We start from the raw sequence: 21,202 nt of genomic DNA, 5'->3' as shown, positions 1-21,202 counted from the left end.
TGCGGCGACAGTCACCGTGAGGGCGCTGGCGGCTGGGGCGAGGCGCTGGGAGCGGCTGGGGCAGAAGGCGGTCATCGAAGGTCCTTCGGGCGGTCGCCAGCGCCGGCGCCAGCAGCGGTGGCCGGCGTGGACACGGGCGTGGTGGTGCGGCGTCCCGGGGTGGTGGTGATGGACGAGGCGATGCGTGCGATGCGAGGGATGACGACCTTGATGCGGCCGGTGTTCTGCCGGGGACCGGTGATCAGGAACTCGCCCTCGCGGCCCTTGTGGCCGACCGGGGACAGGCCGGTGGTCACCAGCCGCAGCAGCTCGGGGTCGCCTGCATCAAGGCCGAGGAACTCCAGGCCCCGGCGGGCGCGCTCGCGGTCGGCGGTGCGGGCAAGTGCGCGGTAGGCCATCAGGCCGCGGTCCGGGCCGAGTTCCTCGGCGTCGTGGGAGCCGGCGATGAGGCCAGCGCTGTGCTTGCGGCCGTCGTGGAGGATCTCGTGGACCAAGGCGGTGCCCTCGGCGGACGAGGTGAGCCAGTACAGCTCGTCCAGCACGACGGCGGTGAACCGCTCGGGGTCCTCGAACGCCCTTTGCCGGGCGATCGCGGCGATCAGGTAGAGCACCGCGCGGCCGATCAGCGCCTCCAGCGGCTGCTGGTTAAGGACTTCGGGCTTGTCGAACGCGGCCTTCGGGGGCAGCTTCAGACCGGCCGTCGTGATCACGATCATGTCGGAGGTGCTGGAGGCGTCCAGCTGTACCGGCGGCAGCGTCGGGTCGAACACCATCGCGGCTAGCGGGTTGGCGGCAACGACGCGGATGAGGCCGGCGAGGGCGGCGGCCGCGTCCTGCCGCTTGCCCGCTTCCCGGCCGGCCATTTCCTCGAGGACCTGCAGCACGCGGTGCATGGAGGGGGCGTCGCTGGCGGCGGCCTGTTCGACGGCGTGGTGCAGGACCTCGCCATTGGTGCTCATCGGGCCGATGCCGAGCTGCAGGGTGAGGTAGGACAGGGCGTAGTGGCGGCCCTCGGGCCCCTCGAACATGCGCAGCGGGTCGATAGAGACCTCCGCCTGCGCGGCGTCGATGATCTGGCAGCGGTCGGCGGCCGCGCCGCGGGCGAATGCCGCCCACTCCCGCACCGGGGTGCGGTCGATGCAGATCGCGCAACCTCCGCGCGCCCAAACCGCCTCGGAGATCAGCTTCTCCAGGACGCTCTTGCCCGCGCCCAGGTCGCCGACGATGCCCATAGATGCCGAGGCGTCCTGTTTCGGCGCGTCCGCCACGTTGACCATCACCGGGCGGGTGGTGCCGCAGTCCAGGTCGATCCCGAGGAGCATCCCGTTCGGATCGCCGACTTCCGCAGCGGTGAAGGCCCCGGAAAGCGCCCAGTCTTCGCTGACCTGGTGCTGGGTGAACTCCCGCACGACACCGGGCCGGGTCGTGCCGGGCAGGCCGAGGGTGAACAGGGCTTCCTGCAGGCCGGCCGGGCGCACGGCCCGGTAGTCGGCTCCGCCGAGCAGCGCGGCCAGGGCCCGGGCGCGGGCGTCGCAGACGGCTGCGGTGGGCCCCCATACCGTCAGCACCGTGACGGACTGCACTTCGACCTCGACGCTGGTGCGGGAGAGGCGGGCATCCAGCTCGCCCAGGTCGCGGGCGGCCTCGGTGAGTGAGGCGGGCATGCCGGTGGGGCGGGCGTCGTACTGGTCGGCCTGGTCGACGAGTTCGTTCTTCTTGCGCCGCACCTGATCCCGTGCCTTGTCCGCGGGCACGAGGGCGAGGTCGACGGTGTAGTCGACGGGGAAGTCCAAGGTCTCCAGCTGGGCGAACAGGTCGGCGGCGTCCTGGCTGACGGCGGGCGGGCACTCGGCCAGCGCCAGGTGCGCCTGGTAGCCCACACCGGTGTCCGATTCGACCTGCAGCCACCGGCGCCGCAGCGGGGAGGACGTCTTCAGCCGCCACCAGGCCTTCCGGCCCGACCGTGCGATTTGGCCGGTGCCGGCCAGGTCGTCAGCGTCGTCGAGCATCGGGTCGACGCCGCCCTCCTGGAGACGGGCCTGCCCGAGGTCGGCGTAACTGGGCGAGGTGAGCACACCGTCGCGGACCTGCCCGCCGTACAACTCACTGGCCTCGGCTTCCGCCAGCACGGGCTCCGGCAGACCCCGGTGGAGGGCATGCTGGATCATCCACACGATCTCCGCCGGGCGCGCCGGGCGGAACGCGACGCCTCCAGCGAGCGCGGCCTCCACCCGGGAGGCCCGCTCGAAGTAGGCGGTCACCTCCCGACGGGCGACGGGCGCGGCCCGCATCCCCAGCAGCGGCGCGACTTCGGCCCACATCGCTCCCAGAGACGCGGCGACCTGCCCGGCCGCGGCGCCGCTTTGCAGCGGAACGGCCAGCCACAGGGTGCGGCGGTGCATCTCCTGCTCGCTCAGCAGGTCCAGGGTCGCTTCGACGTTCTCCACCCACGGATGCACACCCGTGCCCGCGGCCCGGTCTGCGGGCTCGACGCCCTCGATCATCCGCAGGGCCACCTCGCCCGGGTCGACCTGGGCGCACAGGCCGTACAGGCGCGGCGCCCCGGACAGCGAGCGCACCAAATGGGTGATCTTTGCCAGCTGTTCATCGCGGACCGCAGCCGGCACGTACGTGCCCTGGACGGCCTCCTCATGGCGGCCGCGGGCGTCGGGCCCGGGATGGAGCCGGTAGACCGCCCACACGCTGCCGTGCGTCGACCACACCAGGTGTCCGGCGATGTGACGGACCGGCACCCTCACCGCGCACCTGCTTGCTCGGCGCGTGCCAGCAGCTCCTGGACGCCCGACAGCACTCCGGTCGGCGCCGGGGGGACTGCCGGCGCCGTAGAGCGGCGCGTGGACGAGCGGGGCCGTGCCGGGCGGCGCGGCGCCCGCGCTGCACACTGCCCAGACGCACGGGCCGCTGCGGCCGCCGTAGCGGGGCAGAGCGTGTCCTCGATCGTGAAGCCGCCGAGCAGCGGGCGGGCTGACCGGTCGCGGGCGGCCCGCCCGCCGATCCGCCCTCCGCGGGGCTGCCAGCCGAGCAGGAGCCAGCCCGCAGCGGCCTGCAGCGGGGCGCGGCCCCGGACCTTCGGCCGGCGCAGCGCCCAGATGGCCAACAGCCACGCGGTGACGGGGACCGGCCCCATCCAGGACCACCAGCTGATCGTCTTGACCAGGAGGAAGCCGCCGGCGATGGCGAGTGCGATCTGCGCGGGCGTGTAGGGGCCGAGGGGGATCCTCCAGTCGGCGACCTTGCCCAGTACCCAGGGGTGGCGGCGGGCGGCAGTGTAGAAGCGGCCCACCCGCCGCGTGGTGGTGGCGCTCACAGCCAGCCTCCGACGCCGGGCGAGTGGTCAGGCGAGGCCGGCAGTTCGGACTGGACGATCCCGGGGATGGCGGGGGCTCCCTTCGACGGGTTCTTCACCTCGTCGGTGAACATGTCCGCCAGGTCCTCGCGGGAGTTGTACAGACCCAGCGCGATGACCATCAGGAGCAGGGCGCCGATTCCGGCCTTCAACGAGAACTTCTGGATCATGATGACGACCACCAGCACGACCAGACCGGTCTGCAGGCCCTTGGTCGCCCACTCCTTGAACATGCTGATCCAGCTGTCGCCGAGGTCGTTGAGCTGCCCGGCGAGCATCAGGCTGTGCATCGTGTTCACCGGGCGCCTCCGTCCCGGACCGTGCCGGACTCCAGCGCGCTGACTTCCCACCTGCCGGAGCGGGCCTTGAGCGCGAGCTCGTACGCCAGCGGCCAGCGCCCGTGGCCGTCCCGGGCCTGCACTGCCGCGCGGACGCGGACCGCGGTGCCGTCGGCCGGGACCTGCGCGGCGGCCGCGGCCTGTTCGGCGGCGGACACCTGCTGGACGGTGACCGCCTGGTACGGGGCGGGGGAGACGGCGGTGAGGTTCACACCGGGCGAGAGGTAGCGGCTGACCTCGCCGGCTCCGGTTAGGTAGGCGGAGAGGAACTCCCCGACGGCGGAGGACACAGCACCATCGGGGACGGTCACGCCGTACGGCGACTTCGGCACCTCGGCCCGCGCCGGGCCGGCGACCACGGCGGGCGCGCCGGTCACCGTGAACGAGGTGCCTGCACGGTCGGCGGCCACCGGCACCGCGTAGTAGCGCAACCGTCCGTCGGCGTACTGCGCAGCCACTGTCACCGACCACGCGCCGGCGTCGCGCTGCCCACTGCGCACGGCCGTCACGGACTCCGGCGCCGAATGCGCAGCGGCGGCCGGATCGGGCAGGTCGACGTCCGGCGCCATCGACTGCGCAAGCCGCGCCTGCGCACTCTCGGCGTCGTCGGCGTTGCTGCGCAGCCACGCGCCGACGAACAGCTGCGCATAGCCCGCCGGGTCGGCCGCGACCGCCGCGGTGCGTACGGCGGTGGGCTTCGTGGAAGGGGCGGCCGCCACGGTGGCCGGACCGGACAGCACCGCGATGCCCAAGGCGACCGGGCCGGCCGCGATCGCGGTGCACACAGCCAGCTGGGAGAGGCGGACGCGCCTGCGCATCCTCTCCAGCCGGGCGCCCGCGGCCGTCGGGGCGCCGGCCTCGCTCTCCGAGGCCTGCTTGCCAGGAGACATGGTCAAACTCCCAGGTCAGAACGTGTACTTGCTGACCTTGAGAAAACCGGCCGCCCCCGACCCGACCACCGACCACGAGACCCCGACCACGGTCACGAAGAGGACACAAAAGCCGTGGTCGGCGTCGTGGTCGGCCCGACCATGACCCCGACCACGGCCCGGACAGGGCCCGGGCGACGTCGCTATTCCGCAGGCGGCGGGACAGGGGAGCCGTCCAGAGCGGGTCAGTGGATGGTGCGGAGACAGGAGCCGGGCCCGTGATGCTTCCGGAAGTGAGCAGCCGGGGTGCGCAGGCCTACGGCTGGCTGCGCATCCCGGCTGCCAACGGCACGTACCGATTGCGCAGGACCCGCGGACTCGTTGCGCAGCCCGATGCGCAACGAATGCCGACCCCGTTGCGAGCCGCGATTGCGCAGGCCTCCGGAGCCCCATGGTCGGGCTCGTGGCCGGCCCGACCACGAGCCCAACCACGGCAGCCCGATGCGCATGTCGCCGGATCGTGACCGATGGTCGGGGGCTATGGCCGTCAGCGCGGTCGGGGGCGCCGGATGAGCTGGCGGCATGCATCTCGCGCACCGCTCCTTATCCGGCAGCCCCGCTCCCTTCGACCCCGCGGACGCGCACCAAGGCGTCAGCCGCCGGGCGCGCGGTGGATCGCGATGAGCCGCTTCGGGACGGGGATCCGCCGCGGGGTGATGGCGGGAGACCAGTTCACCCAGATCGCCAACGGGCTCTTCCGCGACACCCGGCTCTCGTTCAAGGCGAAAGGGATCTTCGGCTGCATCAGCACCCACCGGACCGGCTGGCAGGTGGCGGTCGCCGACCTCGTCAGAGCGGGGCCTGACGGGCGGGATGCCGTACGCGCAGGCCTGAACGAACTGCAGCGGCACGGCTACCTCATTCGCGAACAGCTCCGGCACGACAACGGGACGCTCGGCGAGATCGTCTACTCGATCACGGACCGACCGGCGGCCATGGACGCCGACCTTATGCAGGCGGCCGGTATGGCGTTCGCCGCCGTCCCAGCCGGCGAGGCGGGGCGCAGCCCCGGGGCGGGGATCCGCCGCGGGGTGATGGCGGCGGACCAGTTCACCCAGATCGCCAACGGCCTCTTCCGCGACGGCAGGCTCTCCTTCAAGGCGAAGGGCTTGTTCGGACTCATCAGCACGCACCGGGACGGCTGGCGGATGACCGTCACCGACCTGGCGCGCCGCAGCCGCGACGGCGAGGCAGCCGTGAAGACCGGGCTCAGGGAGCTGGAGGAGCACGGCTTCCTGCGGAGGGAGCGCGAGCGCAGCCCCGATGGCACCCTCGGCGCGGCCGCGTACGTCATCACCGACCTGCCCAGCCTGCAAAGCAGCAGGTCGCAGCCGATGTCGGGATTTCCACCGGTGGATAGCCCGACGTCGGTTCATCGGCCCGCTAAGAACACCAACAGAAAGAACACCAGCAAAGAGAACACCAGACCCCTCCGTCCGTGCGGCCGCGGCGACGCCGCGCGGACGCTCGCAGGGACCAAGCAGCCGGACGCATCAGCGTCCTCGGCGGCCGCGGTCCCGGCGGACGACCTGCATCCGGGGACCCGGCTGCTGCTCGAGATCGGGGCGGGCCGCCCGGAACTGCTGCTGACCGGGAGGGCGCTGACTGATCAGGGCCGCGTGGTCACCGTGATGATGGAGGCCGGCTGGAGCCCGGAGCAGCTGCGCCACCTCATCACCGGCCGGCCCTTGCCCAGCCCGGTGCGTACCTCGGTCGCGGCGATCATCGCCGCCCGCCTACGAGCCGCCCAGGCCTACCCACCACCCGACACCTTCGTCAGCGATCACCGCGGCGCGCCCCCCAAGGACGAGCCGCCCGGGTGGCCGGTGACCTCGCGGGCGTCTACCGCGTCTGCCGCCCGCACCGTGACCGAGGCCCTGACCCACCGAGCGCTCGCCGAGTGCGCCGGCTGCGGTGCTCCCCACACTGCCCCCGGCCAAGGTCTCTGCCCGGCCTGCCTCGGCTGGCCGCTGTGCCACACCTGCCCCGGCCCAACCCCCCGGCGCGCCCGCCCCGACGGCGACGGCCGCTGCACCACCTGCGCCACCGCATCGACCAGCCCTCTGGAAGGGATCACCCCATGACCGACTGCACCCCGCCGGCGCCCAGGATCGCTCAGCGAGCCCCTTCGGGCAGCAGCCGCAGCGCTGGGAGAGAGAACGGTCCCGCGCTGTGCGCGGCGGGCATGTCTGCTCCGAGGCGCCGTGCACTACTGGCTGCGAACCTGTTCTGATCCGGGAACGAACCGGGTGGAGTTGGATTGACTGGACGGTGCTGACCGACGGTAGCCTTCGCGAACGGCCGCACCGGATCGCCGTCTTCACCCCGATCGCAACGAGCGCCTCGGTCTGTAGGCCGACCTGGGTTTTTCCATCTAGGACACTTGGTGCACTCGGCGCACGGATGCAAAAAGACGCTCCAACCCCCACTGTCGACACGCGTCTCATCCAGACCGCGGTCATCGGCGGCCGAGACTCGGACCAGTCGGTGATCCTTCCAGAGCACCCGCACAACCTCGACGAGTTCCTCCTCAGTTCGGAAGGGACGACTTCTGGTGCGGCACGCTTCTCGGCGGCTGTGGAGAACAGCTGCGCCCCAAGGGGTATGTGACGAGGGTCTGCCATTTCGCCCACGAAGCCGATCCGGGCCCTTCTCCACCGACAAAACGCGACAAGCTCCGGTCTCTATGGCGGTGCCTGGCCTGCGTTTGAGGCGGCTCGGGGCAGGACGGCTGGGTTGCCTCGATCCGGTGACGTACCGCGACTGGGAGCTTTGAGGCTCGGCTCGGTCATTTTGCCTATCAGGCAAGATCACGTTTGTGGCACGAGTGTGGATTGTGTGTACAGCGCATAGATATTCTGTGCCCCTGCGTGGTTGGCTCGTTTCGAGTGGTACCAGCCAGGGGTGGCAGGGGGCTGCTGTGCTTCTGACACTCCGGTCGCACGTGAACGGACGAGTCGGCGCGATGCGTGGGGGGAAGGATGTGCAGGGTGGGTGCTTCACCGGGAGAGTGGTCGATCCGCGTGACCAGCGTCGGACACCTGTAGGCCAAAGTGGCGGCAGCGGGAACTGGCGGGCTGCCGGAGTAGCCGTGAGAGGTGCTGCGGGCCGCGGCCGACGGCAGGCGGGACGGGAGACGTTGCTGCCCGCTGCGGGAGATACGTCTTTGCGTGTCGCGCGCCGTTAAGTTGGCCGGGCGGTGACGGTCGAGGGCTGCACGGCCGACGGGGTCGGCGCCTGAGGGGGCGTTCGGCGGCGCCCCGTTGTCGGTGGCGGGCTCTAGGGTGACGCGGAAGACCGTTCCATGCCCGGGGGGATTTCACGAATAGGGCATCGGGACCTCTCTTTTGGGGACAGCGTGGATCATTCTTATCAGGCGTGGCAGGAAGTGCTAGCCGAAGAGTTCTTCGGACGGCAGCACGCCGGCCACCCGACGCTGTTCTACGTCGACGATGACGTGGAGCAGGAACTCAGGCACGGTTACGGCATAGACCAGCCCCTCGTCCCGTGCGTGGGCAAGTTCCTGCGGCTGGGTACCGCGGAACCGTACAGCGCGCTGGAGGACTTCCGCTGGCGCAAGCGGCAGCAGGACAAGAACGGCGTGCCTGCCTTTCTGCCGCTGCTGGCCTGCTCGGTGATGGCCGCGTGCCGGATGGTGAACGACCAGAACCATCGGGCCACCGCTTACCACGCCCGCTTCTCCGAGCTGCTGACCGGCGATGAGAAGCGGCTGGGCAGCCAGCATTACGAGCCCATCTCCCGCATGTGGCAGGTGCTGGCCTCCTGGCAGTTCAGCCAGAGGGGTGCGCGGGGTCTGTGCACCATTCCCGCCCCCGCCGACCTGCCCTCCAACCGCAGCATGATCGGGTTCGCCCAGTCCCAGGCGCTGCTCAGCGGCGCGGACCGGTCCTTCATGCCGAAGTTCTTCCGGTCGTTGCGGGAGCACGGCACGACCTGGCCGCTGTCGGGGGAGACGCTGCTCGCCCAGATCGAGATCCGGGGCATGGAGCAGCACTTCTCCAAGGGCTTCCGCAACGCCTTGCAGGAGGAGTTCCGCTCCTTCCTCGCCAAGCTGATCGGCAACTACGCCGCTTCCTGGGACGGTTCGGACGAGCTGGTGCCCACCGGTGTCACCCGCGCGGAGCTCCTGGTGCGGCTGGACGCCGGCCGTCTTAGTTGGGTGGCGCGCCTGCGGTCCGCGGAGCAGAAGGAGCGCATCGAGCTCAAGGGCGGCGTCGTGCTTGAGCAGCTCGGCGACTCCGCCTACTACGAGGTGACGGGCCTGCCCGCCCCGAGCGCGGACACCCTCGGCAGGGGTATCCGGCGCGACGGGGACGACCTGGTGCTCAGCCGCCCTTCCTCCTCCGTCCTGGTGCTTGCACGGGACGACGTGCTCGGCGTCTGGGCAAGCACCGACGGCTTCCGCCCGGGAGAGGCGCACGTGGTGCTCGCTGCCCCGACCGCACAGCGCAACGTGCAGCGGGTGCTGGACAAAGCCGCGACGACGGGCAGGAACGCCGACACCAGCAGACTGGCATGGGTGCCGCAGGGGTGGTCCATGCACAAGCCCGTCATCTTCGATGACGCGGTCACCCTGCGTCGTGCGCTCCAGGAGGTCCAGGGCGCGGTCAGCCTCCTGCAGCCCCCGGCCCAGTTCAAGCTCCGCCTCGAGGGCGGCCTGAAGCTCGCGCCCTCGCTCGACCCCCACCTGTATCTGCGGGGCGGTGAGCCCCAGGTGGTCCTGCCGGACGCCATGGCCGGCACGCTGCTGGTCGACGGGAAGGAGCGGCCCGAGCTCAGGAAGGCGATTGCCGCGGGTCGCCCTGTTCCCCTGGCCGTGCTCCGGCTGGAGCCGGGCCGCCACGCGGTGAGCTATGCAGAGGTGGAGATCGGCTTCGCGACAGCGGACCGGGCCGTCGTCGAGCCGAAGATGACCAAGGTCTGCGGCTTCACGGTCGTGGACGGCAAGGCCTCGGAGTCGTCTTCCCTCCTTGTCGAGCAGATCCTGCCGACCGGCATCACCGGAGCCGACTGCATGGGTGCCACGGCACAGAGCACTGCAGCCGTCATGGAGCTGTGCCGACGGGACGCGGACGAGGTGCTGTTCGCAGCAGCCGACGGACGGTTGTGGACGCTTCAGGCCCCGCAACAGCCGGACTGGTGGATGCAGCGCCTGCCCGACACCCCCGCCCCGCTCCGCTTCGAGGCCGACTTCCACGGTATCGGCGGCTGGCTCCTGGAGCGCCGAAGCGGACGCTGGAAGGGCCGCCCGGTGAACCCCGGAACGCCGAAGCCGAGGACTGCCGGCAACCCGCGGGCATGGGCCCGCGCCGTCCTCAACGCTCAGCAGGCGTCTACCGAGCGCTCGTGGGCCGAGTACGTGCAGGCCGCCAAGGAGCTGGAACGATGAGCAGTGACGAGTTCGGCGGGATCCTCCTGCGGTGGCTGAGTGAGAGCCGCAGCGGCACGGCGTCCGCACTGCGCGACGGCGTCCGCAGCCAGGCCGAGGCATGGGGCCTGGAGCTGAAGGAGTATGCCGACTGGGAGTGGATGCGTAAGGTCGCCGCCCTTGGGTTCATCGACGTGGACTTGCGCGCCGACCGCTGGTCGGTGGCGCCGCCGGTGCTGACCCGGCTGCCCTACGCCGACGGCCTCATGCTGCTGACCGGCGCGCGCACCGCGCAGATCAGCGCGCGCGTCGAGGAGGCGGCGCAGGAGTGGATGGAGCTGATCACCGTCCCTCACCGGCCGGAGGCCGGTGAGGCGCCGTTGCCCGACACTCTCCTGTTGCAGTATGAGGACCTGCGGACCCTTCAGGAAACCGCAGAGCTGCTGGGGGCCCGTTATGTGCCCTGTGCCGCCCTGCAGTTGACGCATCTGCTCCCGCAGGCGGCTCTGGGCCCCGAGTCTGCGCCGCCCGGCGGCAGCACGGTGAACACGCTGGAGAAGTACGAACTGCGCCTCCAGCGGTTCGTCCCCGTGAAAACGGACGACGAGGACGGCCTGTACCGCTGGCGCGGAGCCGACTACGCACGCCTGAGCCGTGTCCGCCGTAACGGCGTCTTCTACGCGGTGGAACGTGAGACGGGCATCTACCTGGAGCTCGCCCGCCACCGCACCGGCGCGATGCGATGGAGGCCGGAAGCCGCCAAGGGCCGTGCCGGCATTGGCCGGCTCTTCGTCGACCGGTACGCGCCGCTGCCCGCCCTGCACGAGCGCGCGGCCGTCCTGTGTAGCGGCTTCCCGCCCTCGGTGAGCAAGCAGGCGCAGACCCGCGCGTACGACAACGTGCCAAAGGCGCTCGCCGAGGCGATCGCAGCCTCACTGCAGCAGAACCTGGAGATCATGCCGCGAGCGGTGGCGGCCACCGGCGGGAGGACGAAGTGAGCGTCGAACAGCAGACAGAGGCCGTGACGCACACCGACGTCCAGGACGTCATGGGCACCTTCGACAACCTGCGCAGCGCGCTCTTCCGCTACTACGACACCCCGTTCAGCGTCGACGACCGTTCCGTCATGGAGGAGCGGCGCAACCTGCTGGACCGGGACAACGGGGCCTGGCGCGACCCGCTGATCGAGCTGCGCCCGCAGTACGCCTCCCGGGGCATCAGCATTGCGGACTCCTTCGCCGTAGCAGGGGCGCACCCCGACGCGGCCGAGTTCGCCCGCTTCACGCTCCCCGACGGTGTGACCAGCCTCTACCAGCACCAGCACGACGCCCTGGCCGCCGCCTGCCAGGGCAAGGACTTTGTGGTCACCGCCGGCACCGGTTCGGGCAAGACGGAGTCCTTCCTGCTGCCGGTCCTGGCCGACCTGGTTGCCGAGTCCGCCCACTGGCAGGGCACGCGTGCGGTGCAGCGCGAGTGGTGGCAGGCAGACGCCGACTATGTGCCCAGCCGACAGGGAGAGCACGACCACCCCGCCGCCCTGCGCGTGCTGATCCTCTACCCCACCAACGCCCTCGCCGACGACCAGCTGGTCCGGCTGCGGAAGTCGCTGGACAGTCGCGAGGCCCACGCGTGGCTGGACCGCAAGCGCAACGGACACCGCTTCTACTTCGGCCGCTACACCGGAGCCACCCCCGTCTCCGGCCGCCGCGATTTCGAGCCGGCGAACTTCCGTCTGCGGCAGTACCTGCGGGAGGTCCAGGAACGGCAGCGTAAGGCCGACGACAAGCTCGGCGAGGAGCTGCGGGCCTTCATCCCGCGCCTTGGCGGGGCGGAGATGCACGCCCGCTGGGACATGCAGGCTGCTCCGCCGGACATCATGGTCACCAACTACTCGATGCTGAACATCATGCTGCTCCGCAAGCAGGAGGAGCACATCTTCAGCGCCACTCGGAAGTGGCTGGAGGAGACGCCGGGCGCCCGCTTCACCTTGATCCTCGACGAGCTCCACATGTATCGCGGCACGGCCGGCACCGAGGTGGCGTATCTGCTGCGCAACCTCCGTCACCGTCTCGGCCTCGACAAGAGCCCCGAAAAGTTCCGCGTGCTCGCCGCCTCCGCCTCCCTGGAGGCTGGACGGGACGACGAGTTCCTCGACGGATTCTTCGCCCTGCCCGGCTTCCGGCGCGTGATCATCCCTGGCAGAGCAAAGGAGGTCCATGGCGAGGGCGACCTGGCTACCCACACCGAACGCCTCGTCAGGGCCGCGAAGGCCCCCATCACCCGGGACGAAGCCGTCGCCCTGGCCCGGGAGACCGGCCTCGGTCCGGCGCTCCAGCGCGCGCTCACCCCCGGCGGCAAGCCCCGCGCCCTGCCCGCCCCCGAACTGGCGAAGAACCTCTTCCCGGCCGTCTGCGAGGAGCAGCGCCAGGACGCCCTCCATGGGGTGCTGCGCATACTCGGATCCGCTCAGGACCCCGAACTTCCCCAGCTTCGCGCCCACTTCTTCTTCCGGAACATCGAGGGCGTCTGGGCCTGCTCAGACCCGCAGTGCCCCGACATCCCTGTGGAGCACGGCCCCGAACGCCGGGTCGGCCGGCTCTTCGCCGAGCCCACCTCCCGCTGCACCTGTGGCGCCCGCGTGCTGGAGCTTCTTTCCTGCCAGGCCTGCGGTGACCTCATGCTCGGCGGCTACGCCAGCCCCAAGGACACCAAAAAGCGCATGTTCATCGGTGCCCTCCACTCCGACTTCCCGGACCTGGACCTGCTTCCCGACGAGGCCAGCGGCGCGCCCACCGCGGCGAACTATGTCGTGTACTGGCCGCGTACCAAGGGCCTCGGCCTTGACGACCCCAGCTGGCATGCGGGCCTGTCCGATGGAGGAGGGCAGGTAGAGTTCGCCTTCCGCCGCAGCGCCTATCAGCCTGCCACCGGACGTCTGGAGAACCGGGACGTCCACCACACGGGATGGTCATTCCACATCTCTGTGCCGCTGGAGAAGGAGGGCAAGAAGCCGGCCTATGACCCGGCCCGGCTGCAGGCCTTCCCCACCCGCTGTCCGGCCTGCGGCGATGACTGGGAGATCAAACGTGACCGGGACGGCCGTTTCATCCCGCTGGAATCCCCCGACCGGTTGCGCAACGCACCGGTCCGGCGGATGCGCACCGGTTTCTACAAGATCAACCAGGTGCTGGTGACGGAAGCCCTCGGCCACCTCCCTGACGGCCAGCGCAAGGCGATCGCCTTCTCCGACAGCCGCGACGACGCCTCCGAACTCGCCAGCGGTCTTGCCCTGCGCCACTACCAGGACCTTCTCCGTCTGCTCAGCGCTCAGGCCGTCGAGAGCCAGGGGGATCCGTTCGGAGACCTTCAGCTGGTGAAGGCCCACTACGCGGGGGAGTCGGTCGACCGTGACAGAGCCCGTGCCGCCATGCAACGGCTGCGGGACCGCAACCCGGCCGACTGGGGACGCCTGAAGGCGATTCTCACCGACGACCTCGATGCGGAACCGGAGCTCCTGCCCGACCTGGAGCGGAAGTTCTCCGAACTGCCGTCGCTGGACGACCTCGCCTCCGACCTCGAAGGCATGCTGCTGAAGTACGGCACCAACCCCGCGGGTCCCGCGGCCTCGCTCCAGCAGACCTCGGCCGGACAGCCCTGGACCACGCTCTACAACTGGGAGCGGGACCGCGAAGCGGTGGTGCAGACCCAGGCCCAGGAGGAGCTGCTCGACCGTCTCCGCTCTCGCCTCCGCCTCGAGACCGTGGGCAGCCTCTTCTCCAGCGGAGGCCGTGACTTCGAATCGCTCGGGCTGGGATGGCTCTGCCTGCGCGATGACCGCTCGCCAATTGAGATCGGCACGGACAGCGATCAGGCCGTGGCGCGGGCCAGTCTGCGGATTCTCGGCCTGATGCGGCGCTTCACCAGGATCCGCGGTTCTCTGCAGGGACCTCCCGCGCCCCTGAAGCGTTTTTGGAAGCAGGTCGCCGAAGGCCAAGGCACCGATCTGGAGACGATCACGGACCGGGTGCTCGGCGTCTGGAAGGACGCCGTGGTCGATTACGTGATCAAGCCGGAGAAGGTGGCGCTCCGCCCCGGCGAGAACAAGACCTGGACGTGCCGCTCCTGCCACCGTCCGCATCTTCACCCGGGCGCGGGGCTGTGCACCAAGTGCCTGACCCCGCTGCCTGCCCTACCCCAGCAGTACAGCGGCGTCCTCGAGGACGACTACTACGCCTGGAAGGCGGCCCACCGCACCGGTGACTTCCCCCTGCGCGCCGCGGAGCTGACCGGCCAGACGGACCGGCTGGAGGCCCAGCGTCGCCAGAGCCTCTTCCAGGACGTCTTCCTCAGCGACAACGACGTGCCGCAGGCTGACGGCCTGGAATTGCTCTCCGTGACCACGACCATGGAGGCCGGTGTCGACATCGGCCCCCTCAACACCGTGATCATGGCCAACATGCCGCCCACCCGTTTCAACTACCAGCAGCGGGTGGGCCGCGCAGGCCGACGGAACAGTCCGGTCGCCGTGGCACTCACCGTCTGTCGTGGCCGCAGCCACGACGAGCACTACTTCGCCCGCCCGGAAGCCATCACCAACGACCCGACCCCGCCGCCCTACCTGGTCCTCGGCATGGTCTCCGTCTTCCGGCGGGTGCTGCTCGGAGAAGTCCTGCGCCAGGCCTTTAGACCCCTGCAGCCGGACGACGTGAGGAAGGGGCCGGACATGACGACGAACGTCCACGGACAGTTCGGCCTCGCAGCCGACTGGCCGATGCACCGTGGTTTTGTCCGCCGCTGGATCGCCGAGCACCCGGAGCGCATCACGGCCGCTGCCGCTGCCCTCCAGGCCGGAACGCCGGACAACATCACCGCCATCGACCCGGTGGCCTCCCTCCACGAACTCCTCGACCAGGTCGACGAGGTGGCAGCCCGGACCGTCGGCCACTCCGACCTCAGCCAGCGTCTGGCGGAGGCTGGTCTCCTGCCCATGTTCGGCTTCCCGACCCGCTCCCGCCTCCTTTACCGGAGCATCCCGAAGAAGACCTTCCCCTGGCCGCCGGCCGACTCCGTCAACCGCGACCTGGCCGTCGCCCTCAGCAAGTTCGCGCCAGGCAGCGAGACCCCGCAGGACGGCTCACTGCTCCGCTCTATGGGCGTGGTCTCCCTCGTTCCGAGCGGCCGCGGAGTGCAGGCCGCCGCGGACCCCTTCGGTCCGGAACAACTGGTCGCCATGTGCCGGATCTGCTCCCACGTGGACCCACAGGCCGGCGTCGACCCGGAGACCGGTAGCGCCGGAACCTGCCCCGCCTGCGGTGCGGAGAGCAAGTACTACAAGGCCGTCCCCTTTCGGGAGCCTGCAGGCTTCCGGGCCGCCCCCGAAGCACGCGACTACGACGGCTACCGGGAGCTTGGCTCCAACGCTACCAGCGCACGGACCGCCACCGACCTGGAGAAGACCGCCCCGCGCATCCACCGCGCCGCCGACGACTGGATGGTCGTCCACACCGGCAGCGGCGACCGCTACATCGTCAACACCAACGCCGGCAAGCTCTTCCGGTTCGTCAAGAACCAGGGACCCTGGGGCGGGTACAAAGCCGTGGACAACCCCAAGGCGGAGGCCGACCTGGAGATCGCACTCGGCGCCACCCAGCACACCGACATGCTGTTCATCGGGGCAAAGGACGCCTTCGACAACACCCGGGGTCTGCGCTTCGACATCTCCAAGTCTCAGCAGATCGACGGCTTCCCCGAGGCGTACCACGGCCGGCGCGCCGCCTGGTACTCGCTGGCGGCCCTGCTGCGCCGTGCCGCAGCCCCGCACCTGGACGTACAGCCGGAGGAACTCCTCAGCGGCATCCACGGCTCGGACGCCCCGGTGGCCGCTCCCGTCATGGCCTACCTGGCGGACACCCTCGACAACGGCGCAGGCTTCAGCACCTACCTCGGCTCGCAGGAACACATCGAGGAGTTCCTCCAAGCAGTCGACCAGTACGTAGATGACCTGGAGGGCAACCACCATGCGCTGAACTGCCGCAGCTCCTGCTACGCCTGCCTGCGCGACTACTCCAACATGCGCCTGCACCCGTTGTACGACTGGCGGCTCGCCCGCGACCTGACCGACTCCCTGCGCGGCCTGAAACTCCCGATCGATCCAGGCGAGCACGCCGTCCTACTCAAGGGCTGGGCGGAGGAGGACACCACGGTCAACCTGGCGGAAACAGCCGCCGGACCGGTGGCGCTGTTCACCTCGGACTTCACCGGCGAACCCGTAGCAGTCGCCGTCAAACATCCGCTGGAGTCCGCCACCAAGGAGTGCACGAACGAACGACTCCAGGCCCTGCGCGAGGAGGTCCTCTCCAGCAACCTCGCCACCAAAATCGCCTTCGCTGACGCCTACAGCCTGGACCGGACCCCTGCCGCGGTGATCGAGCAGGTGCGCAGCTTCGCGGAGGACTTCTGATGACAGCAATCCCGCTGGGAGCCGGCCCGGACGAGCAGGCCCGCGTGGAGGAGCTACGGCAGCGCGAGATCGCCCGCCGCCTCGCTCTACGCCAGACCCGCACCAAGGACCGGACCGCTCCTGCACAGGCCGTGACCACCGGGCAGCTCCCGCACGTCACGGAAGCTACAAGCAGCCCTGCCCCGGCCGTTGTGCCCGAAAAGCAGCCGGAGCCGGTCCCCGAAGGGTTCGCCCACCGGGACGCCTGGGAACGCGCCAGATCCTTCGCCGAACTCGCGCTGCCCGACGTGGTGAAAACACAGTCCAGAACGCTTACCGCACAGAAGCTGGCCCGGGCCGCGGCCGATGCAGCCTCCGGGCACAACGACCCGGTCGAAGGCGTCTCACTGCTCGTCATGGCCCAAGACCATGGACTGGACGTCCTTGACGACCGGCTCGATGACCGAGCCCGCGCGCTGCTGGAGGACAAGCCGCTGCCGCTTTTGGGCGAGCCGGGCAGCATGTGGCAGATCTACCAGGACGACCGCCGCCTGATGGAGACCAACCTGCCTGTCCCTCGGCAGAAAGCTCTCCTGGCAAAGCTTCCCCGACCGCTCCTGGACGACTACATCGACGAGGAGTGGATCGGTGCCGTCCCCGATCACGACGGCACCTCCCGGGCAGCCTACTTCCGTGCCCGCCTGGACCCAGCGTCCCTCACCGATGAAGAGATAGACCTGCTGGCCTGGCCCCTGGAACGAGAACGACGCGAGGCCAGGCCGGGAACGGAGCCCGGCCCCGACTGGCCGCCGGACTGGCGCCTGCTAATAAGGCTGCAGGCAAACGACGCCCGGGCCATTGCCGAGGAGTGGACCGATCTCCTGCCGCCGACGCAAAAGCTCCTCGACGCCCTACGCGAGGTGCGGCGGACCGGAGAGGCTCCGGACGACCTCGTCACCGATGAGCGGCTGTGGGCCCTCCTGGAGCGGATCAACCCCCGGGTGCGCAGCGCAAGCAGCAAGAAGTTCAACAGCTGGATCGGCGTGCGGCTCCTGATCAGGGCCGTGCGGCAGATGCACCGTGCCTTCCTCCGCAGCGACGACGTCACTGCCGAGCAGCGCAGGAAGACGGCGCTCACCGTGGCCGCGAGACTGCGGCACCAGTCACAGCCCGTGCGCTGGGAGGCCCAGAACATCCAGGCCTACCTCAGCGTCGGCCCGGATGCGACCGAGTCCCTCAAGCTCTTGGAACAGGACGCCGAAGGCCGACCCCCGGTAAGCGAACAGCTGGGCGGAGGCGTCATGGCTGTGCTGCGCAAGAACCGCAGCTTCCTGGAGGACCGGACGCCCGGGGAACACGAGCAGCCGCTCAACCCCTACCTTGTGCTCGATGTGCCCGACGGGGCAGGCGATTGGAAGCAGGCCTGGCGCATCCTGAGGAAGAAACTCGACGACGGCGGCCGCGTCCAGATCAACCGCGCCAAGGACATGATCGAGAAGGCCGAGCGGGAACAGCAGGAAGTGCCCCGGTTCGCCGTACCGCTCGCCCGGCATCGCTGGGAAGCCCTCACCAGCACAAGCCACCGGCTGGAGCTCCCGCCCGAGCCCCTGCAAAGGCTCACCGAGCCGCCCACGGACAGCGACCGTGAGTGGTCTCGCACCCAGGCGGCCCGAGAAATAATCGCCAAGGCGACAGAACGAATTTCCCCGGCTGCTGAAGACACCGCGGCCTTTGAAGATCCAGGGAGCAGCACATCGTGACTAGCGGTCGTAGGGCGCGCGAAGCCCGGAAGAAGCGAGCATCTTTTGCAGGGCGGGAACAGTATTCCGGCAACGACGAACCCAAAACAGCTGATATGCAGCCATGGAAGTTTACCGCTAGTGATATCCCTAAGATTGCCGCGGGAGCCCTGGATGCGCCGGCGATCCTCAAGTCCATCAACGAAAAACTCCTGCCTGCAGTGGAAGAGGAACTGGAGCGCGTAGCTGAGACCTTGGGTGCCCTTCTGGAAGGAAAGGAGGCAGAGGGTGATCCTGTCGGTGCCATCCGGGCTGAGTTGATGAGGCGTGTCCTTCCTCAAATTTCCGATTCTGTACGCAGTGGTGTGATGGAGGGAATGAGGACCCGCCAAATGCACTTGGCCCAGTTGGCAGCTATTCATCGTCAGACTCTGGAGTCCAAGAGCCTGAGGGTCGTATTGGCGCGGATCGACCATGAGTTGTCGCGGGCCGGCCTGGAGATTGTCGGGAAGGCTGATGATCATTCACAGTTCAATGTGGTGGAAGATCCGCCGGGGGCGATGAGCAGTGGACCGGTTGCATATGAAGTTGCAGCGCCTGCTTATGTCGACAGGGAATCCGGGAAGCTTGTCGAGCGTGGGTGGCTCAGAGCCGTTCCCAAGAACTCGGTGCCGGTACCTGTAGCGGAAAAGATGAAGCCGGGGCAGAAGCGCAGGGCCACGCATACGGAGACGGGTGACAAGCAGAAGAAGGACCTCAATGGGGGGCCTGGTGGTTCTCCGCACAAGAAGAAGGTTCATCGAGGTCAGGCGCCCGGTGTTCAACAGGAGTCCAGCGATTTGCCAGTCCGGGAGATCGCTATACGTGACCGAGGCGAGGCCGGTGACGGGAATGTTGAGGACAGGCAGGTTGCGGAAACCAGCAGCGCGAGTTTTCACTCTGAAATGAAGAAATCAGTGGATCCGTCTCGATCGCGGCCTAGGGGTAAGGAGTCAGAGCAGGGCACCATGTCCCCTCGCTCTAAGGAAAGTAGGGATCGGCAAGTTCCCGAGGAGGGATCGCGTGGCGATTCCTCGTCTCCAACTGGTTCGCAGGATATGACGACAGGTGGCCGTGCGCAGAAGAAGACGAGTTATCGGCAGTCGTTGCGCGCTGCGGCTAGCAAGCAGATGAACCAGAGAGGCAAACGATGAGTTTTGGTATCGACTTCGGAACGAGTAACTCGGTTGTTGCTCGCTGGAACGGGCACACCACCGAGGTGCTGCCGATCGACAGTGACAACGTCCCATCCCAGTGGCGTCAGCCGGAGTTCGAGCAGCTCTTCCCCTCCGTGCTGTCCGTCCGCGACCTGCAGCGAACCCTCTGCTTCGGCTGGGAGGCGAAGACCGGCACCAGCGAGCCACTCGACGCCGTGAAGCGCATGCTCGGCACGCGCTCCAGCGCCGAGAAGGACGGTGATATCGACGGCATCGAGGTCGCAGCCCAGCTCGAGGAACACCACGTCTGGGTCGGCTCGGAAAAATTCCACAGCACGGTCGCGGCCGCCTCTCTCTTCAGCCGCATGAAGGAAGGCGTCTCCGCCCAGCTGCTCGACCTCTCCGACGCGGTCGTCACCGTCCCCGCCAACGCGACAGGCGGCGCCCGCTACCGCACCCGTGCCGCGGCAGCGCTCGGCGGTGTGAAGGTTAGGGCACTACTCAACGAGCCCACGGCAGCGGCGATCTCCTACGCCCACGACGTTCCGATCCCCGGCCGCTTCCTCGTCTTCGACTGGGGCGGCGGAACCATCGACGTCACCGTCCTTGAATACGACGACGGCCTCTTCGAGGAGCAGACCTCCCGCGGTATCACCGCCCTTGGCGGTCTGGAGTTCGACAACGCCCTGGCCACGCGGATCCAGCAGAAGATCGGCCTGACCGCGGATCGCCTCACCAAGGCCGAGCGACGCCGGTGGCGCCGGTCGGTCGAGCTGACGAAGATTGCCCTGTCCTCCGTGCCGATGGACGGCGCGCTCTTTTTCGACCTCCCCGTCGGACTCGCCTCCTCGATCTCCAAGCGCGAGGTCAAGATCACCGCGGCCGAGTACACCGACGCGATCACCCCGCTCATCACCCGCGCCCTGGAACCGGTCCAGCAGGCGCTGGAAGACCTGGCCATCACCCCGGACGACATCGACTCGGTTTTGATGATCGGCGGAACCTCGCAGATACCCCAGGTGCGTCACGCCCTGGGCGAGCTGCTCGGCCACGACCGCATCGTCGACAGCGGCCTGTGCCGACCCATGACGGCCGTCGCCCGAGGCGCGGCCATCTACGCGGCCTCCCTCGACGGCGAGCTCGGAGACGACAGCGATTTTTCCCTGGTCACCAGCTACGACCTGGGCACGGCTGTGAGCGCGGGCGAACAGACGGGTTTCCGCGCCATTATCCGGCGCAATGCCACGCTCCCCGCAGAGGGTTCGGCCACCTTCTACCCGGACACGCCGGGCGCTTCCTTCGCGCGTGCGACGGTGCTCGAGGGCGAGGTCGGCTGCTCGGCCGACAGCGACAGAGCCTTCCCTCTGGCCACCATTGAGGTGCCTCTTCCGACCCGGGAGCAGGACATCCGCCGAAACAAGATCGAGATCAAGTTCCGCTACAACGAGAGCGGCATCCTGCGCTTCACCGCCACCCATGCGGCCACCGGCAAGCTGCTCGCCGAGCGCGAGATCGACTCCTTCGGCCCCGACGGCACCCCGCTGCAGCACGGTCTCGAGGACGAACTGACTCGCCTCTTGGCCCATACCATCCGACCCTTTGCCGACGGCTCCTCCAATGTCCAGCACCTCTCGGCAGCCGAAACAGCCAACGCCCGCCCCGCACCGATCGACATGTCCGTGCGCGTAGTGGAGGCCGACCCCGCGGTAACGGTCAACGGCGAGCCGCAGGGAGTCGTGACGGGGGGACTCTGACCAGCCTCTGGCCTCGGCGGCTCGGTCGATCGACCTGAGCGCGCCGCACTG

At 69.2% G+C, this 21,202-nt stretch carries 11 protein-coding genes; 7 read left to right on the top strand and 4 right to left on the bottom strand.

Features of this window, described 5'->3' with window-relative positions:
* Nucleotides 1–71 precede the first annotated feature (71 nt).
* Genes LZ604_RS23030 through LZ604_RS23015 form a run of 4 tightly spaced genes read right to left on the bottom strand, consistent with a single transcriptional unit; the run spans nt 72 to nt 4,595 of the window.
* Nucleotides 72–2,759: an ATP-binding protein gene (locus LZ604_RS23030; protein WP_234517335.1), complete on the bottom strand. Its 2,688-nt coding sequence runs from the start codon at nt 2,757–2,759 to the stop codon at nt 72–74.
* A complete protein-coding gene (locus LZ604_RS23025) occupies nt 2,756–3,328 on the bottom strand; it encodes a hypothetical protein (protein ID WP_234517334.1) in 573 nt (190 codons plus the stop codon). The genes LZ604_RS23030 and LZ604_RS23025 overlap by 4 nt, the downstream gene beginning before the upstream one ends.
* On the bottom strand, nt 3,325–3,666 hold the full coding sequence (locus LZ604_RS23020; protein WP_234517333.1) for a hypothetical protein: 342 nt from the start codon (nt 3,664–3,666) through the stop codon (nt 3,325–3,327). The genes LZ604_RS23025 and LZ604_RS23020 overlap by 4 nt, the downstream gene beginning before the upstream one ends.
* Entirely contained in the window at nt 3,663–4,595 is a 933-nt protein-coding gene (locus LZ604_RS23015; RefSeq protein ID WP_234517332.1) for a conjugal transfer protein, read from the bottom strand. Before LZ604_RS23015 ends, LZ604_RS23020 begins: the two co-directional genes overlap by 4 nt.
* A gap of 659 nt (nt 4,596–5,254) precedes the next feature.
* Between LZ604_RS23015 and LZ604_RS23010 the strand changes: the two genes are divergently transcribed.
* From LZ604_RS23010 to LZ604_RS22980, 7 genes are all read left to right on the top strand, one after another.
* Nucleotides 5,255–6,718, top strand: coding sequence for a hypothetical protein (locus LZ604_RS23010; RefSeq protein ID WP_234517331.1), 1,464 nt, complete (start codon nt 5,255–5,257; stop codon nt 6,716–6,718).
* Between the two features lie 1,274 nt (nt 6,719–7,992).
* Complete coding sequence (locus tag LZ604_RS23005; protein WP_234517330.1) at nt 7,993–10,044, top strand: hypothetical protein; 2,052 nt, start codon at nt 7,993–7,995, stop codon at nt 10,042–10,044.
* Nucleotides 10,041–11,021 (top strand): hypothetical protein, encoded by a 981-nt coding sequence (locus tag LZ604_RS23000; protein WP_234517329.1) that lies wholly within the window; start codon nt 10,041–10,043, stop codon nt 11,019–11,021. The genes LZ604_RS23005 and LZ604_RS23000 overlap by 4 nt, the downstream gene beginning before the upstream one ends.
* On the top strand, nt 11,018–16,483 hold the full coding sequence (locus LZ604_RS22995; RefSeq protein WP_234517328.1) for a DEAD/DEAH box helicase: 5,466 nt from the start codon (nt 11,018–11,020) through the stop codon (nt 16,481–16,483). Before LZ604_RS23000 ends, LZ604_RS22995 begins: the two co-directional genes overlap by 4 nt.
* Nucleotides 16,483–18,222, top strand: coding sequence for a hypothetical protein (locus LZ604_RS22990; protein WP_234517327.1), 1,740 nt, complete (start codon nt 16,483–16,485; stop codon nt 18,220–18,222). Before LZ604_RS22995 ends, LZ604_RS22990 begins: the two co-directional genes overlap by 1 nt.
* Nucleotides 18,219–19,394, top strand: coding sequence for a hypothetical protein (locus tag LZ604_RS22985; RefSeq protein ID WP_234517326.1), 1,176 nt, complete (start codon nt 18,219–18,221; stop codon nt 19,392–19,394). Before LZ604_RS22990 ends, LZ604_RS22985 begins: the two co-directional genes overlap by 4 nt.
* Entirely contained in the window at nt 19,391–21,151 is a 1,761-nt protein-coding gene (locus LZ604_RS22980; protein WP_234517325.1) for an Hsp70 family protein, read from the top strand. The genes LZ604_RS22985 and LZ604_RS22980 overlap by 4 nt, the downstream gene beginning before the upstream one ends.
* The last annotated feature ends 51 nt before the right edge of the window (nt 21,152–21,202 follow it).

Origin of the sequence: Streptomyces glomeratus (assembly GCF_021462825.1) — a bacterium.
Lineage (GTDB): Bacteria > Actinomycetota > Actinomycetes > Streptomycetales > Streptomycetaceae > Streptomyces > Streptomyces glomeratus.
This window is presented reverse-complemented; position numbering and strand designations above follow the sequence as displayed.

Excerpts from the sequence above, each read along its gene's own strand:
- LZ604_RS23015 (WP_234517332.1), bottom strand. The coding sequence starts at position 4,595 with ATGTCTCCTGGCAAGCAGGCCTCGGAGAGCGAGGCCGGCGCCCCGACG.
- LZ604_RS23010 (WP_234517331.1), top strand. The coding sequence starts at position 5,255 with ATGAGCCGCTTCGGGACGGGGATCCGCCGCGGGGTGATGGCGGGAGAC.
- LZ604_RS23000 (WP_234517329.1), top strand. The coding sequence starts at position 10,041 with ATGAGCAGTGACGAGTTCGGCGGGATCCTCCTGCGGTGGCTGAGTGAG.
- LZ604_RS22990 (WP_234517327.1), top strand. The coding sequence starts at position 16,483 with ATGACAGCAATCCCGCTGGGAGCCGGCCCGGACGAGCAGGCCCGCGTG.
- LZ604_RS22980 (WP_234517325.1), top strand. The coding sequence starts at position 19,391 with ATGAGTTTTGGTATCGACTTCGGAACGAGTAACTCGGTTGTTGCTCGC.